Annotated in this window: 9 protein-coding genes; all 9 read left to right on the top strand. The window is 38.3% G+C overall.

Annotated features, from left to right (window positions below; translation table 11 throughout):
• Positions 1–3: 3 nt before the first annotated feature.
• The 9 genes from KBU52_RS06105 to KBU52_RS06065 all read left to right on the top strand — a co-directional run bounded on the left by KBU52_RS06105 (position 4) and on the right by KBU52_RS06065 (position 16,194).
• Positions 4–4,857 (top strand): PBECR4 domain-containing protein, encoded by a 4,854-nt coding sequence (locus KBU52_RS06105; RefSeq protein WP_254724884.1) that lies wholly within the window; start codon positions 4–6, stop codon positions 4,855–4,857.
• A 161-nt stretch (positions 4,858–5,018) separates the two neighbouring features.
• Complete coding sequence (locus KBU52_RS06100) at positions 5,019–6,764, top strand: type IA DNA topoisomerase (protein ID WP_254724885.1); 1,746 nt, start codon at positions 5,019–5,021, stop codon at positions 6,762–6,764.
• Between the two features lie 2 nt (positions 6,765–6,766).
• Positions 6,767–8,617, top strand: a complete 1,851-nt coding sequence (locus tag KBU52_RS06095) for an AAA family ATPase (RefSeq protein WP_254724886.1) — start codon at positions 6,767–6,769, stop codon at positions 8,615–8,617.
• 92 nt (positions 8,618–8,709) lie between these two features.
• Positions 8,710–9,048, top strand: coding sequence for a conjugal transfer protein TrbC (locus KBU52_RS06090; RefSeq protein ID WP_254724887.1), 339 nt, complete (start codon positions 8,710–8,712; stop codon positions 9,046–9,048).
• A gap of 13 nt (positions 9,049–9,061) precedes the next feature.
• Entirely contained in the window at positions 9,062–10,135 is a 1,074-nt protein-coding gene (locus tag KBU52_RS06085; RefSeq protein WP_254724888.1) for a hypothetical protein, read from the top strand.
• Positions 10,136–10,151: 16 nt separating this feature from the next.
• On the top strand, positions 10,152–10,964 hold the full coding sequence (locus KBU52_RS06080; protein WP_254724889.1) for an LPXTG cell wall anchor domain-containing protein: 813 nt from the start codon (positions 10,152–10,154) through the stop codon (positions 10,962–10,964).
• Between the two features lie 21 nt (positions 10,965–10,985).
• Positions 10,986–15,263, top strand: coding sequence for an SspB-related isopeptide-forming adhesin (locus KBU52_RS06075; RefSeq protein WP_254724890.1), 4,278 nt, complete (start codon positions 10,986–10,988; stop codon positions 15,261–15,263).
• A 76-nt stretch (positions 15,264–15,339) separates the two neighbouring features.
• On the top strand, positions 15,340–15,777 hold the full coding sequence (locus tag KBU52_RS06070; RefSeq protein ID WP_254724891.1) for a single-stranded DNA-binding protein: 438 nt from the start codon (positions 15,340–15,342) through the stop codon (positions 15,775–15,777).
• Between the two features lie 171 nt (positions 15,778–15,948).
• Positions 15,949–16,194 carry a hypothetical protein gene (locus KBU52_RS06065; RefSeq protein WP_254724892.1) on the top strand — a complete coding sequence of 82 codons (246 nt, stop codon included), beginning with the start codon at positions 15,949–15,951 and terminating at the stop codon, positions 16,192–16,194.
• Positions 16,195–16,198: the final 4 nt, after the last annotated feature.

Here is a 16,198-nt window from a genome sequence, read left to right as displayed (position 1 = left end):
TATATGACAGAACAAGAATCAAGACGTGGGAAAAGTCGTAGAGAACGTGTTGAATTTGCACGTTCTAGAGATATTTTGGATGTTGCAAACGAGCTCCAGATGGAGCTGGTTCAATCAGGACGAGACTATCGATGGAAAGAACATGATAGCCTAGTTATTTCACCTGATAAGAATTTATGGAAATGGTTTTCTAGAAATACAGGTGGAGATGCGATTTCTTTGGTTGAGACAATAAAGGAAGTAGATTTTAACCAATCGGTAGATTTTTTAAATGATGGAAATTTTAAAGAGTTTCAAATGGTTGAAAGGCCTCAAGAGGATTTTAAATACTATCTTGAGAAATACGAGCAGCCGTTATCAGCTGGACGAGACTACTTACGAAATCAACGTGGGCTATCCGATGAAACGATTGATTATTTTTTGGAACAGGGCGTTTTAGCCCAAGCTAATGCCAAACTTGACTACTTTGCGGAAGGTAATAGCGGAAATTCAACAAATGCGATTGAGCCAGTCATTGTATTCAAGTCCCTTTCTTCTTCAGGTGAAGTTGTTGGAGCCTCTTTACAAGGAATACAGGAAAATTGGGAGAAGTGGCCAAAACATGGATATGCTAAAGTGATTATGAAAAACTCCGATCCTATGACTGGTATTCATGTTGATATTGGCAGTCCAAAACGATTGATTTTCACTGAGAGTCCAATCGATTTAATGTCCTACTATGAATTGCACAAGGATAGTCTTCAGGACGTCAGATTAGTTTCTATGGATGGTTTGAAAGAATCGACTATTGGGCGTCATCTATCTCAAATTCAAGCTGAAATTTCAGGAAAACCACTAAGATGGACACCTGAACAAATGGCAGACGGGCTTCAAGTAGCTATTGATCATCACTTTTTTGAAGATGGGAAAAATGCGGATTTAATTACCCTAGCTTTAGATAATGATAAAGCAGGTAGAACATTCATTCAAGAATTGGAAGCAAAAGGAGCTGTTATCAATTCGGATCTACCAGAACTAAGACCAGGGCAAGATAAAACAGACTGGAATGATGTTCTAAAGAATAAACAGGAAGAAAAATCTGATAGTCGAGAATCAGAATTTGAAGAAAAGGCTGAAGCAACTTTATCAGAATCAAGTCCCTTTCCTGATACCAGCCACCTTTCTCCTGAAGATGCAACATGGTTGAAGGAAAATTGGAATAATATCTCTTTTTCTGTTCAGTCGACTAGATCCTCTGAAACAGATCTGACTATGGAAGACAAACATATTCCAAGCAATCAAGAATCTATTGCCAATACAGAAAAGAATGCTGAAAGATTGATGAGCTACGAAGAGGTAAAGCAGGAAAACGAAGCATTAACTAAGAGATTAAATAATCGGATTCAATCTGGAGAATTATCAATCGAATTTGCACCAGATTTCTATCTGTATGATGTCTTTGCGAAGTTAGGAAATAGCCATCCTACTAAATACCTCAACGCTAAACGAATGGAAGTATTGTCTCCTATTCATTCACTTTTAACCTCTATTGATGATCGAACGGTTGATTTATACAAGAAAAAAGGGACTTCTGAGCAGGATTCTTTGTATCAAGCATTGAAACCTCATCAGAGAACTTTGGGAGTAGATATTTCAACCCAGTTTATTGGTGAACTTGCAATAGCAGCCTACAATAGTAACAAGCAGATAGAAAGCCTTTCAAGTGACAGTTTTGGCGTCTATTTTGGTGAAAGAACCCTTGATAATCTATCACAATCGATTGAGCGAATGCTGGAGTATCCATTGATTGAATCGGGTAAAAGAGATTTTACCTATGGTTTTGTGGTAACTCCAAATACATTGTTCCACTATCTGGAAGGGCAAGAGGGAGAAGTGGTTTTAAATCATGAATTGTTGAATAACTTGATGTCACGTCTTGAGACTCATCCTATTAAGATAATGGAGACTTCAGAAGAAAAAGCCCCTGAGAAATCTCAAGAGCTAGATGTGATTTTGGAGCAACAAAAAAATGAGAGGACCAGTGGTAGTCTGGGGTCTTTACAGCCCGAAGCTGAAGGCAGTCCCACACCCGTACCAAAAGTTGGCACCTTTGAACGCTCTGTTACCAGTCGTCCTACGACATCCTCTCATTTACTTTATTTTACCATAAATGAAGAGTTTCAGTCAAGTAATGATAGCTACTATCACTCTATTTCCTTGGATGAATTAACTAAATTAAATCGTCCAATCCGTAGACTAGCTTTGCAAAATGCAGCACAATATTATTTGGATGAGTTGGCAAACTCAAAGATTTATTATGTTACCCCTGATAAGACTGTACAAGTGCATTTTGAAGAAAAGCACTTCATGCACCTAACAGGAATTAAGCCAATTGCATTAGGGCAGACACCTGAGAAAACTTTACATGATTTTGCAGAAGGAAATGGGCATTTTGACAATATTTTATTGGCTAATAATGATGCGGCTTTTGACAAACTAAAGGTCTTATCAGATCTTTCAGTCGCAACAGAAAGTACTTCGTTCTATTTTGATGATTTAACTAATCTTAGGCGATATGGTGGACGTTTTGATAGTCTTATAAAGTCTGATGATAAAGATATTATCTTGCTATTCAAAGAGTTAGAGGAAGAAAACTATATTCCAATATCAGTTTTTAAGTCTCGGACAAAAATTACCAAGGAACTAGATACGGTAGATAAAACACCTATTCTTGGTGTGTTCCGTGAACGTGATGGCCAGATTGAACAGCTATCGATTAATGATGAATATGTTAAAGATGGTGGCGAGGAAATGTTATCTATCTTAAAAAATAAGAAGTATGAGGAGGTTTCTGATGAACCTGAACTACCAGCTCCAGAGAACACACTGAATAAAACCTCACTTGATTCAGCTACCTTTACTCAAGTCTTAGATACTGTCTATAATTTAGGTGTGCCAGGTGACATTTCAAAAACTCCAGAAGAATTTCATCAAGCCTGGAATCAGTATCTTGACTATGCGAAACAGTACAATGATAAATTTGATCAGATTGTTGCTGCAGCTGGGAAAGATTATCTCCTAGATACAAATTCAGATTTTTATAAAGAATGGACACAAGATCATATTTATAAGGAGAACTACCATGTACGCCTTCAATGGTCTGAGGATCGCCCAGGTGGCCCGAAATTGCCATTTAAAGAGACAGAGCTGATATCTTATCAAGATTTTGCTAGGGAGCTATATAAGGCCAATCAGGACTTTTATCCAATTCATCAAGAAGGAATAAAACAAATAACAGCAGGCAATACTGAAGGCTATATCCCTCCTACCAAAATTAAGTTTGATGTTTATGCTCCAGGTGGTGAATTGATTAAGGAGGGAATTCGTTATGATATTGGAGATGAGACTACACCAATTTCACAAATGCTAGGGTTAGGATATCGTCGACTCAACGGTCAATCTGAACTAGCATCGATGGATGAAGAAATTCTTTCTCAGCTGGAAAATAGAGTGGTGAATAAGGAAATTTCCCTGGAAGCGAATGAATCAGCTCGATTGATAGAAGAAGGAGAGGGTCAAACTCCTGATACAAGAAAAACGGTAGCTTTTCAATCTTCTAAGCAAGAAACTAAAACTAATTTGCTTCAGCGTGTAGAGGAGATTCTGAAAGAGGAATCTATTTCGGATTTGGAAACCCCTGAAGTAAACTCAAGTAGTATTGATTATGCTACTTTAACGCCTCATGAATTGAGTGAAGTTGCTTTTCAAAAAGTGAGGGAGTACACAGAAACACCAGAACGGTTAGAAGAGTATCTGAATTTTATGAGTAAGTTTCCAGAACTTTCTCCTAGAAATGTAGCTTTGATTCAGGAACAGTGGCCAGGAGCGAGTGCAGTCGCAACCTATAATCAATGGCAATCGATGGGGGAAGTTCTTGGGATTACTTCAGATCAGGTATTTGAAACTAGAAATACCTATACCAATAAAAAAACAGGTCGAACAAGAGAAGTTGTCCATAACAATCTTTCGGTTAAGACAGGAGAAAAATCACATATTACCTTGTTTAGACCTATGATGGTTGAAATGATTCCTGTATTGGATGAAAATGGGAACCAGGTAAAAAATGGAAAAGGCAATCCAAAATATAAAAGACTTTCTGAAGCGACACCTGAAGAAAAGGTTTTAAAGAAAGAAGGAAAATTGAAATCTCGCTTCTTCCAAGAAAGAGATTCAAATACAGGCTTAGCTAAATTCGCTACGTATAAAGTATTTGAGTTGTCCCAAACAACCTTGAAGCCTGAATTTTATCCCAAAGCGATGCCAAATCGTCACTATAACTTTAATATGGATCATATTCGTACAAAAGAGGTGCTTGAAGGACTTTCAGACTATGCTAAGAATATTGGGGTAACAATCTATCAAGACGATGCAAAAGAGTTGAGGAGTGCGAAAGGAGCTTTTTATCCAGATGAACAAAAGATACTTTTGAATCCAGATAATACTCCTGGAGAAGTCGTTGCAACCACTATTCACGAGTTGGCGCATGCTAGTCTACATAATCCTAAATTTGCTAACTCGTATAAGGAAGAAGTCTCAAAAGATCGTAGAGAACTTGAAGCTGAGATGACAAGTTATCTCGTTTCTAACCATTTTGGATTAGATACCTCTGAGAAAGCCATTCGCTATATGGCAATTTGGACTGATAATTTGACCTCTCTTGATGATCAACAACTAGCGCAATCTATGAAACGGATTCATGGAACAGTATCTAAGATTGTAAAAAGTGTTGAACAACATACAAAGCCTTATCAGTTGAATAGACAGGTGGGACAAAATCAAAATTTTATCCAAAGCCCAAAAAAGGGGCTTAAAGTATAGAAAGAGTGCTCTTTATGAGCCTCTTTTTTGTATAAAAAGTTATATAACTTTTTGTGTTGTTCTTTGATATGAACTCGTTCTACTCTGTGTCAATGTCCCTTTACAAAATATTTTTTAATTATAGCTTACAATGACAGAAAATGAAGTAGAAGGAGAATGATATGGTTATAGTTATTCTGGCTGAAAAAGAGAAACAGGCAGAAGCTTACGCTACAGCTTTAGGACAATTTAGTAAAAAGAAAGGTGTCTATGTTATCAGGCAACCACTCTATTTTCCAGCTGAAGTTCATGTGGTGGCTGCTGAAGGGCACCTATTTGAATACAGTGAACCAGACAACTGGTCACTTGATAAATTACCTCTGACAAATGTTTCATTTAAGCAACATCTCAAAGAGGACAAAAATTCAAGAGAAAAATTCAAGAGAATTTATGATGAAGTGGTAGCAGCGGATCAAGTGATTATTGGGACGGATGCTGATAGAGAAGGAGAGCGGATTGCGTACTCTATTTTATCGCATATACCAGGAGGCAAGGAGAAAAATTGGAAACGTCTTTGGGCAAGCTCCATGACAAAGAAAACTCTTCAAAAAGCTTTTCAGGAATTGAAGGAACCTTCAGAAACCTATAATTACTATTTAGAAGCTGAAGCACGTGCACAAAGCGATTGGTTGGTAGGCATGAATTTATCACCTCTTGCAACGATTGATCTTCAAGCAAGAGGGCAACTCCCTCGAACAAAAGGTAGCCATCTATCTGTTGGCCGAGTTCAAACACCAGCGGTCAGACTAGTTTGTGAGAATGATTTAGAGATTCGCAACTTTACTCCAGAAAAATATTGGAAGCTTCAGTTGGAGGATAAGAAAAATGGGGTATTTTTCACCACAAAAGACAAAACTAAGGATAGTGAGGCTATTTTAGCCTCTTCAAGGGGATTATCAACCACCTCTGTTATTTCTTCAGTTGAGGTAGAAAATCATCAGAAATCAGCTCCACAATTATTTACCTTGTCTGCATTACAAAGTTTTGCAGCAAGTGCTTGGAAATTTGACTCAGATAAAACAGAGAGCATTGTTGAGGGACTGTATTTGGAAGGATTTCTATCCTATCCACGACCAGATTCAGAATACATCAATCAATTTGAGTTTAACGATTTAAAAGAAAATCTATCTGCCTATCAAAAAGCTATTAATTGTCATTTTCAGCCAGCGTTTTTGGAGCCTAGAGAAGATTATGTCAATGATGAAAAAGTATCTGGTACAAGCCACTCAGCCTTGATTCCGACTGAAAGAATTCCAAACCTTTCAAATTTAAAAACTGACCAACGACTGATTTATGAAGCAGTTGTGAAGCAGGCAATCTTGATGTTTGCGGATGATTGTTATTATTCAACCAAAACAATTGAAGTAGAAAATAATGGTCTTGTTTTTAAAACAAAGGGTAGAACGCTTCATAAATTAGGATGGGCTGAATGGAGTTCACGAAAGGTACGAGGTCCAGTTGAAGTTCCTGATTATCAAGTGGGAGATAAAATTGATACGCAGGTTCAGATTGTAGGGGGTGAAACGAAACCACCTAAAAGACTAACTGAAAGCCAATTGATTGGCCAAATATTTCCTAAATATGGCTTGGGAACACAAGCCACTAGAGGAGAAATCATTAAAAAAATTCAAAGTAAGGGTTATGTTGTTAAAGATAAAAAAACAGGTCAACTAACTCCCACCAATAAGGCCTATCTACTTATCAATTATCTCTATGACAATGAATTCTCTGATCCAGAGACAACAGGAGGCTGGGAAATGTTTCTATCTCAGATTGGAGAAGGGACAATCAATCCACGAGAATTTGTGGATGCGATAAAAGATAAGCTCACTCTTCAAATCAAGGAAGTAAAAGAAAGAGGTGACTAAGTGTGACTACTGAAGAAAAGAAAAAAACACCCTATTTAGATCGTTATACAGATAATTTGACAGAAAAAGTTTCAAAAAAAGCGGAAGATTATCAGGTGTACGGACGTGATAAAGAAGTAGAAGCTGTTCAGACCACTCTTCTCAGGCGAACTAAGAATAATCCTATTTTGGTAGGAGAAGCTGGAGTTGGAAAAACAGCTATTGTTGAAGGATTTGCTTTAGCCATTTTAAGAAACCAGGTATCTCCAAAATTAAAAAATTTGACCGTGCGTTCTCTGGAACTATCTAGCTTAATGTCAGATGAGGATGGAGGATTTATTGTTAAGTTTAAAAAAATTATTGAGGAGATGGTAGAAACCAAAGGAGAGAATCTTCTCTTTATTGATGAATTTCATACTATTGTTGGTGCTGGTGGTTCAGATAAGGGCGCTTTAGATGCTGGAAATATTGTAAAGCCAGTTTTGTCACGTGGTGAGATGCAATTGATTGGCGCAACTACTTTAGATGAATTTCATGAGTATGTCGAACAGGATCGAGCGCTAGAGCGAAGGATGCAGCCAATTATAGTTGAGGAGCCAACAACTACTCAAGCGATTGAAATTCTTGAACAAGCTAAAACTATTTATGAAAAATTTCACCAGGTGTCTATTAGTTCCGATGCTGTAAAACAAGCTGTACTTCTATCTGTTCGCTACATACCTGATCAATTTTTACCTGATAAAGCCTTCGACTTATTAGATGAAGCAGCGACAATTTGTTCTACAAATGGGTTAGGCCATGTAGGTAAGCAAGAAATTGCAGAGGTGCTGAAAAATAAAACAGGTATTCCTGTCACGACGATTTTAAAAGGTGACAAGGAAAGGCTAGATGGTTTAAAAGAAAAGCTGTCACGACGTGTTAAAGGCCAAGATGAGGCTGTAGAAGCTGTTGTGAACGCTATAACTGTTGCACAAGCTGGCTTACAGGATCAAAGAAAGCCCTTGTCTTCCTTCATGTTTTTAGGAACTTCAGGAGTTGGGAAAACAGAGCTTGCCCTGGCATTGGCAGAGGGGATGTTTGATGATGAGGATGCAATCATTCGCTTTGATATGTCTGAGTATAAACAAAAGGGAGATATCACAAAGCTGATTGGCGATCGTCAAACTAGAACGAAAGGTCAATTGACTGAGAAGATTAAACAGAAACCTTATAGCGTTATTCTGATCGACGAGGTGGAGAAAGCACACTCGGAAGTTGTAGATTTATTTTTGCAGGTGCTTGATGCAGGACGTTTGACTGATTCAACTGGAAGGCAAGTGAGCTTTAAGAATACGATTGTCATTATTACTACGAATATTGGTTCTCAAAAAATTATTAAGCAGTACGAATTGAAAGGGAATTTTAAAAAGCTAACCGATAGGGATAAAATTCAGTTTGAAAAGAGCATGACGTTGGAATTGGAGACTAAATTCCGACCAGAATTTCTCAATCGAATTGAATATAAATTGATTTTTAACATGTTAGACGAGGAAGTGAATAAGGAAATTATTGTCAAACAGCTATCAGAAATTCAAGAAAGAATGAAGAATAAAAAGTTGACTCTCTCTTACGAAGAAAGTTTGGTTACTTATTTATTGGATGTAGGAACAAATATAAAGGACGGTGCACGACCACTTGAAAGAGTGATTAAGCATAAAGTACTTCCTTTAATTTCTAAAGAGTTTCTGAACTTATCTGATCCCAACCAAGAGTATCATTTCCATCTTTGGGTAGAAGGTGATGCACCAGATGAGTATCACCGTGAAGACAAAAGAAAAATATTATTCGAGGTCGAAGCTGAAAATACGTCATTTGGTGAAGCTTTATTTTCTTAAAACTCACCTTGAAAAAAATGATTGTCCCTTTAAAAAATTTTTTTCAATTATCTATTATACTAACGTTGTCAAAAAAACAAAGGAGGATTTCTATGAAAAATTATTTGACAAGACAAATTCAGCAAGTAAAAACAAAATCACAGATGTTTTTATTGAGCCTTTCCCTATTCCTAACAGGATCTACAGTGTATGCGGACGATCCATTTGTTAAGTCGGATAACTTGGCAAAACAAGGAATTACAAAAGTTCAGCTAGTCAGTGTTGCGCTATTTGGTCTAGCTGCCGTTGTCACCTCGCTCATTTATGCGTTTGGTGGACGTGAGTTAAAAACCTCAATGAAAAAACATTGGGTATCAATTGCAATTGCAATTATTGGTGTTTCAGCAGGACCAAGTATCATTGAATGGATTTTTGATTTCGTGAAAAGTTAAGGGGTGGTGATTTATGGCTTTTTCACTCTTTAATAAAGGTCGCTGTACGATTACAGATGATCTATTTCTAGAAATTACCTGGGAAGATGGAAGAGGTCCAGAGGATGATAGTGAGTTACTTGCTATCATCGATGTATTGGATCATAGTTCAGGTTATTCTCAGCGGATTTCAAAAAATTTCCCCTACCTAACATTTCAACAGGCAGAGTTGTTATTTAGAGAGTTGAAACAGATGTATGGTCAGTTTCAGCTGAAAAAAGTTGCCATCGCCCATCTGGAAGGGAAAAGCGTGGTAACAGAAGGAGAGGTTTATGCTAGTCCGTTCCTTATTACTGAAGACTATGAAAACCTCTTGCTTCCCCTCATTCAATCGATACTTACTCGCTCTGAATTTGCAAATTACAGCTATCAAGAAAAAAGGGAGTATTTTGAGAACCAGATTTATCCTGTATATAAACAAAGTATGGGATTGTCTGATTCTTCTCTTCCTATTTTCCCAGCTGAAGGTGAGACGATGGCTGTTTCACAACCTAATCGCTTGCCACCTGTTCCAAATGCAAGGAATCAAACAGATGTTACGGCTCCCGTATCTCAAAAGCGGTCAACTTCTCTGAAGAAATTTTATCTATTTTTAGGTGTTTTGGGAGTGTTGTCAGTAATAAATATCATTTGCGTATTTTTTGCTTTCGCTCAACTATCAAACCAGTCCGAAAAAGTAAATTTCTTATATCAGGAACAAAAAAATACTCAACTTATCATTTCAACAAAAAATGAAGTTGATGTATTTAGCCGTTATTTCTTACCTTCTTATTACTCGGGCAAAAAAGAAAACCTAGTAGATTTTCTTTCTGAAGGTGATGCAAAATTTACCAAACCAAAAGAAGGGATTTTACAGTCCGTTATTTTAGAGAAATTGAATTATGATTCAGAAACTCAAAAATATACGGTTTCCTATATCCTGTCTGTCAAAAGAGGGGATAAATCATCTAGCGTTAGATTAACTTTTGATGTAAAAGCTTCTGATTCTTCAAAATATGGATTTGTTGTAGAAACAGAACCAAAAGAATCAAATTATCTTAAAAATTAGAAAAGGAAAAATTAAAATGAACAAGAAAAATGTATTAGCTGCACTAGCACTTTCAACTATCGCACTTGCACAAGCTGGTTATGTATCAGCAGACGAGCTTGCACCAATTGATTCTTCTGCTCCAGCGACAGAAGTTGTTACGCCAACAACACCTAGCGCTTCAACAGAAACAGAGGCACCAGCAACTCAGCCAACAGAGCCTTCAGTTACTCCAGTTGACCCAACAACACCAAGTGTACAAGACAAAGACAACGCAGGAAGTCTTGACGGGGTACCAACAGACAATCCAGCAACTTCTGATAAGCCACAGGACAAGGATAATGCAGGTAGCCTTGATGGTGTACCAACACCATCAGATAAACCACAAGACAAAGACAACGCAGGAAGTCTTGACGGAGTGCCAACTGATAAACCAGCGCCTTCAGATAAGGCGCAAGATAAAGATAACGCAGGAAGCCTCGATGGTGTTCCAGATGAACAGCCAAAAACTACTGATCAAGCGAACCAACAAGGGAAGTCACAAATTGGAACTACTTCAACTTCAACAGGTCAAGTAGTGCATGACGTGACAAAAGAACCAGTTGAAACGAATACAGGAGCTTCAATTGTTAGCACGCAAAACGGAAACGTAGTCCTTTCAAATGGATCTGTAGTAGCTCCTGAAGAGATCGGTGGTACTGTTAACGAAGATAAGACTATCTCTGTTACTGATAAAGAAGGCAAACTTAAAACACTTCCAAACACTGGAACTGCTGAAAGCATTCTAGGTACTATTGGGGCTATGTTGTTGACGGCAGTAGGTTATTTCTACAAGAAGAAACTATTTTAATTAAGTGAAGGAGAAAGAAAAATGACAGAAAAAACACAAGGACACGGATATTTCCGTAAGAAAAAATGGGCTAAAGGCCTAGTATCAGGAATTGCAGTTGCAGGTATTGTAGCCTTCTCTGCAGGTTCAGCATTTGCGGATGAAGCAGTTCAGCCTGAAAGCAAAAACGACAATAACATTTATGCTACACAAGCTGGTAAAGCAACAGGAAGCCAGTCTGTAACGATTGATAATGGAGCAGTTACAAAGGCTGCTGAAAAAGCAAAAGAAGCAGGGGTGAACGTTTCTGAAACTCAGATTGTTGATAAGGGAACAGATACCACTGCTCCAAAACTTGAACAGTCTAAGTCTGAGATTAAACAAGATCAGGACAAGCAAGTCAAGGAACTTGAAGAAGCGACTACAAAACAAGTTGAAAACAATACAGCCTTCAAGGAAGCGCAAAAAACTATTCAAGCTAACAATCAATTTGTAGCTGATGAAAAAGCCAAGCATGAAGGGGAAACAACTGTCACAGTGACGAATGACAGTTCGACTGCTACAGATGGTTCAGCAGACAAAAACAAGAAAGCTACTCAAACAGCTAAACAGGTTTTGTCAGAGAACCAACAAGCCGTAACAAAATACCAAGATGAAAAATCTAAGTATGATGCTACTGTTGAACAAGCTACTGCTCTAAACAAAGCGGTAGAAAGCGCATCTGAACAGCTGAAGAAAGAAAAGGTTGACGTTAAAGTCGTTACACGTACGGTCTCTTCAGTCGCAGAAGTAGAAGCATTGAAGAAACAAAATGACCAGGCTATTGCGACTGCAAAAGGCAAAGTGGAGCTTAACAAAGCCCTCATGGCTGCCTACACAGAGAAGAAGAATGCTAGTGATCAAGTCAACCAAGATGCTGATCGTAAATCAACAGATTTGAAAAACTCTGGTGTACTTTTAACCTCTAAAACTCAAGAAGTTTCTTCAGCTGATGAAGCTAAGCAAATTGGGAAACAAAACCAAGCAGCTTATAACAAGGCTAAGAAAGCACAAGCAGACTGGCAGAAGAAATACAATGAACTTCAATCTAAAACAAGTACGGAAGGCTACACTAAAGAAGTAGTCTTGCAAGCCCTTAGTGTTGCGACAGCAAATCCTGAAGCAACAGTGAAGTCCTCGGCTTCAGGAGCGCATGTAACTACTAAAGATTACATCGCCTCATCAAATGGTACATCAGGCTATACTCGTGTTCTTGACTCAACTAAAGTCTTGAAATACAAGGATGTTGGCACTGGATGGAAAACAGAAGTTGACTACACTAAACTGAAAGGTTTGACCGTTTCAACTGCAGATGGTAAAAAGCATGATATTTCTCGTATCCATCGAAAATTCGAGATTCTTAATCAAGGGAAGACAGGATTGAATGATGTCTATGTCCTGAACGATCCAACAGAAGGATTTGTAGTAGCTCGTAATGATGGAGCTGGTGGAGCAGCAGACTACATGAATTTCTTGGTTACGGATACCTACTACTACAATGTGGATGGGAAAGAAGTAGCCTTCCAAGCAAGTGAAAAGACTCCTGCAACCCTGACCTATTCCTCACTCAACCATAATATTATTGGTTGGGAAGGTGCGAAAGCCATTAACGGAACTCATGTTGAAATTAACGGCTCAACTGTAACCTATAACAAGAATTATGGTTATGTTTACGCTGAAGACTACAACCGCCAAGAAGATGTAGGGCATCTTTGGGATACATCTGACTCACCTTACCAATACAAGGGCGCTGCACTTGGTGTTTTCAAGAAAGGGACAGCCTTCACAACCGAATTTATCCAATGGGATGGACCAGATAATCCAAATGGTCAAACTTACTGGTTCGCTTTGAATACGAAGGTTGTAACGCCAGTTGTTGAAATTCCAGCTACTGCAACCATTACTAAAACAACCGTGAAGCCAGTTAAGCCTGAACCTGTATCAGCTGAGTTGGTTAAAGCGAAGAATCCAGTTAAGCCAACCTTGGCGCTTAAAACTCTTTCTGAAACCAAAAATCAGAAATTATCAGCAAGTTATCACGGCTACAAATTGCAGTATAAGCCAGTTGTCCGCAAATCTGTAGCAGATACAGATAAGACCAATACAAACGGTCAAACAGTAGCTAAAAATGCTACTCAGCTTTATACATTGCATCATGACAATATTTATGCGAACCTTAAAAAAGGGGATAAGATTACCATCATTGATCCGCTTGAAGCTGGAGCAGTTCCTGATGTTGCTGTTACAAAGGCAGCGGCAGAGAAAGCAGGATGGGGCGTTGCCTATGATGCAGGAAAGAATACGTATACCTTTACTGCAACCTACGAAGGGAAGCGTTTAGCAGCTCCTGTGATTACCTGGAAGCCAATCTATGATAAAGGTTTCTATGACAACACTTATAAAGTGTTAGTGAATAAATACGAAGTGTACTCAAACACTGTTACCACCAAAACACCAAAACCGCCAAAACCAGTCAAAGCTGTTCTGGATCGTTCTGGTAAGGATATCAACGGTGCAACAACATTTGACCGCAACGTGACCTTCCGCTTGATGACAGATTACAGCCCTTACGCTAAAACCATTGCTTCAGAGAAAGCACTTGGCAAGAAGTTTGCTATTTTGGATGATGTCCAAGATGGTGCATTCTCAGTTTATCAAGGTAATATCAAAATGACTGCTGCTGGTAAAGACGTAAAAAGCTTGTTTGACATGCATCACGTGCTTTCAGACAAAGGACGTACCGATGCAATCAATAAAATCCTGAAGGAATTGAACCTGCAACCTAGAGGAGAGTTCTATCTCTGGGTAGCGAAGGATTCTAAGAGTTTTTACCAAAACTACGTGAAACAAAATAAAAACGTGACGATTGATCTCCCAGCTAAACTCCTGGTTAAAGCAGGGGAGAAAGTCAAGAATGACTTTAAACAAATTGACTTTGGTAATAGTTATCAGTCAAATCTTGTAACAGTTGAAGTTCCAAATGTTAAGCCAGAAAAACATGTACTTGATAGAACTGGCAAGAAAGTCCTTGATGGCAAAGAAGTCCAGCTAGGTGATTTTGTTCAGTACCTTCTTGATGGAGTAACTGTTCCAGAAAAACATGATACATTGTACCAATATGACGGTGTGGACAAGCTTGATACTAAGCATGACCGATATACTGGTAATTGGAAGGGTATCATCAAGGGCACAGAATACACAGCAGAAAAAGAGCTTGTGTTACCTTATGATGTGACATTGAAAAATGGTAAGGTTATCAAGGCAGGAGATAAGATTTCCAAAGGTAGCTCTTATGCCTTTACATTTGAGTTCAACCAAGGCACTAATTCAGAGTTTATCAAGAAGCTTGTGACTGTTAAGTGGGATGCCAAAGGTGGTCAATGGTCTTACGTTATCAACCAGGACTTCCTAAACTCTTTAGGAGTCAAAGGTAGCTTCGATGCGGACTTCTACATCGAGGCGGAGCGTATTGAAACTGGTGATAAGATTGAGAATACTTTCATCAATATTGTCAATAAACAAGAAATGACTGCCAAGGTTATTACTCGTACACCAGAGCCACCTAAACCAAAACACCCAGAAAAACATGCGCTTGATAAAACAGGTCAGAAAGTTCTTGATGGCAAAGAAGTCCAGCTAGGTGAATTGATTCAGTACCTTCTTGATGGTGCAACTATTCCAGAAAGACACCATACGTTGTACCAATATGACGGTGTGGACAAGCTTGATACTAAGCATGACCGATATACTGGTAATTGGAAGGGTATCGTTAAGGGAACAGAATATACTGCTGAAAAAGATCTAACGTTGCCTTACGATGTTATCCTTAAGGATGGTAAAGTGATTAAGGCAGGAGATAAGATTTCCAAAGGTAGCTCTTATGCCTTTACATTTGAGTTCAACCAAGATACCAATTCAGAGTTCATCAAGAAACTTGTGACTGTTAAGTGGGATGCCAAAGGTGGGCAATGGTCTTACGTTATCAATCAAGATTTCCTAAATTCTCTGGGAGTTAAAGGTACTTTTGATGCAGACTTCTACATCGAAGTTGAGCGTATTGCGGCTGGAGAAGTTGAGAATACTTTTGTCAATATTGTCAATGGACAAGAAATGACTGCCAAGGTAACAACCCACACTCCACCAAAACCTGAAGAACCTGGAAAACCAAATCCCCAACCATCACTTCCAAATACAGGATCAGCAGCAAGCATGCTTCCAGTTGTGGGAATGATTTTGGGATTATTGAGTCTTGCAGGTCTTCGTAAGTCGAAAGAAAACTAATTTGATGAATTAAAATGAAAGAATGACCACAAGCTGGGGTATAACTCTCTTGTGGTCTTTATTGAAAGGAGAAAAAATGCAAGTATTTATTGCTTCTGGACGTGTTGCATTTATTCCAAATGATGCAGTAGGTCAAACTCAAAATGGTCATGCCAGTTTCAAATTTGAGTTTGTTTGTGACTCTAGTATGACTGATGATACAAATAAACCAATTTCTAGTTTCTTCCATGTGCAAGTATACGGAAAACAAGCAGAATTGATGGCTCAGAGTCTATCAAAAGGCTCTCCAATTCTCTTAAAAGGAGAAATTATCCAACGACCATATAACGATGAACAAGGTCAACGTCGGACGTATCAGTTTATTTCACCAAACCAACAAGGAGGAATTACTTTCCTTGAAAATAGGGAAGCATCGAACCGACGTAAGCAGGAACAACAGGGATTTTCTCAGCCGACACCAAGTTCTATTCCTCCATCCTATCCTGAACCAATGGATGCGGATTCCCCATTCTAAAGGTATTGAAAGCATACAAGAACACTTGTGTGCTTTTTTTGTTGCTTATTTATTGTATAAAAAGTTATATAACTTATGGTACAACAATATCTTTTGTCCCTTTAACAAAGAATTTGATATTATCCTTTAGAATAGAGGGGAACTAAGAAATAATCAGAAAGGAGTGCAATGATGACAAGACAAAAATACAATTATCTGTCTGATGAATTGATTGCGGAATCTCTTCAGGTGACCAATTACTTAGAACAAAGTCGATCCAGTCGATTGAATGTTCTTCAGTTGGATGGAGAGAAATGGTTGGAAAACTATTTTAACCGTTATGAGAAAGCCTCTCCAAGGCTACAGTTTCACATATTTCTCTTTTCGAGCTTCTATACTCGAAAAATGGAATGGTTTTTGGAAGGTGTAAGGGGGTAGTAGT

It is taken from the genome of Streptococcus sp. 9.1(2021) (genome assembly GCF_030466425.1).
GTDB lineage: Bacteria > Bacillota > Bacilli > Lactobacillales > Streptococcaceae > Streptococcus > Streptococcus wuxiensis.
The sequence above is the reverse complement of the archived record's forward strand: the minus strand, read 5'-3'. Positions and strand labels throughout refer to the sequence as shown.

Excerpts from the sequence above, each read along its gene's own strand:
- KBU52_RS06100 (WP_254724885.1), top strand. The coding sequence starts at position 5,019 with ATGGTTATAGTTATTCTGGCTGAAAAAGAGAAACAGGCAGAAGCTTAC.
- KBU52_RS06090 (WP_254724887.1), top strand. The coding sequence starts at position 8,710 with ATGAAAAATTATTTGACAAGACAAATTCAGCAAGTAAAAACAAAATCA.
- KBU52_RS06085 (WP_254724888.1), top strand. The coding sequence starts at position 9,062 with ATGGCTTTTTCACTCTTTAATAAAGGTCGCTGTACGATTACAGATGAT.
- KBU52_RS06075 (WP_254724890.1), top strand. The coding sequence starts at position 10,986 with ATGACAGAAAAAACACAAGGACACGGATATTTCCGTAAGAAAAAATGG.
- KBU52_RS06105 (WP_254724884.1), top strand. The coding sequence starts at position 4 with ATGACAGAACAAGAATCAAGACGTGGGAAAAGTCGTAGAGAACGTGTT.
- KBU52_RS06080 (WP_254724889.1), top strand. The coding sequence starts at position 10,152 with ATGAACAAGAAAAATGTATTAGCTGCACTAGCACTTTCAACTATCGCA.
- KBU52_RS06070 (WP_254724891.1), top strand. The coding sequence starts at position 15,340 with ATGCAAGTATTTATTGCTTCTGGACGTGTTGCATTTATTCCAAATGAT.
- KBU52_RS06065 (WP_254724892.1), top strand. The coding sequence starts at position 15,949 with ATGACAAGACAAAAATACAATTATCTGTCTGATGAATTGATTGCGGAA.